This is a genomic window from Psychrobacter sp. Sarcosine-02u-2, assembly GCF_002836335.1.
Classification (GTDB): Bacteria; Pseudomonadota; Gammaproteobacteria; order Pseudomonadales; family Moraxellaceae; genus Psychrobacter; species Psychrobacter faecalis.
The window spans coordinates 1-518 of sequence record NZ_PJBX01000061.1 but is presented as its reverse complement, the minus strand read 5'-3'; the positions used below and the strand labels follow the sequence as shown (position 1 = coordinate 518).

Sequence of the window (518 nt, the reverse complement as noted above, 5' to 3'; positions counted from 1 at the left end):
CAGTTATTACCTTCTATACCTACCGTATGCTGTTTGCCAACTCGTTTGTTATCTGGTTTAAAGGCCGTTATGAAACTGTCCCAATTGTCCATACTAATAGAGTCATAGCTCACTTTAAGTTGCTTAAGACGTGCTCTTAACTTCTTAGCCGTTTTTAGGTCACGTTTGCCCCAGACATAAGCGACAATCTCATTAGTAGCACGGTCATAAGCATAAATAAGCCAAACTTTACGCTTCTTGCGATATACGTAAGTCCAGAACTCATCAACCTCTAAGCGTTCATAGTAGCGCTTCTTAGGTACAATCTTGTAAATGGATGAGTCTATGGTGCTAAGCACTTTTCCAATACTAACCTTGGCTATAACGGCTATGTCTCTAACGCCGCAACCTCGGACAGTCATCAGTCGTATGAGATCTTCTATTCTAGAGTGACAGCCGTTATAGGTTACCGCATGATCGCCAATAAACTGGCGTTTGCAGTCCTTGCACTGGTAGTTCTGCTTGCCATAGCTTTTTAT

1 protein-coding gene is annotated in these 518 nt (G+C 42.1%); it reads right to left on the bottom strand.

Annotated features, from left to right (window positions below; translation table 11 throughout):
- The coding region (locus CXF58_RS01260; protein ID WP_102076328.1) for an IS1 family transposase at positions 1–518 on the bottom strand (518 nt) is incomplete at both ends.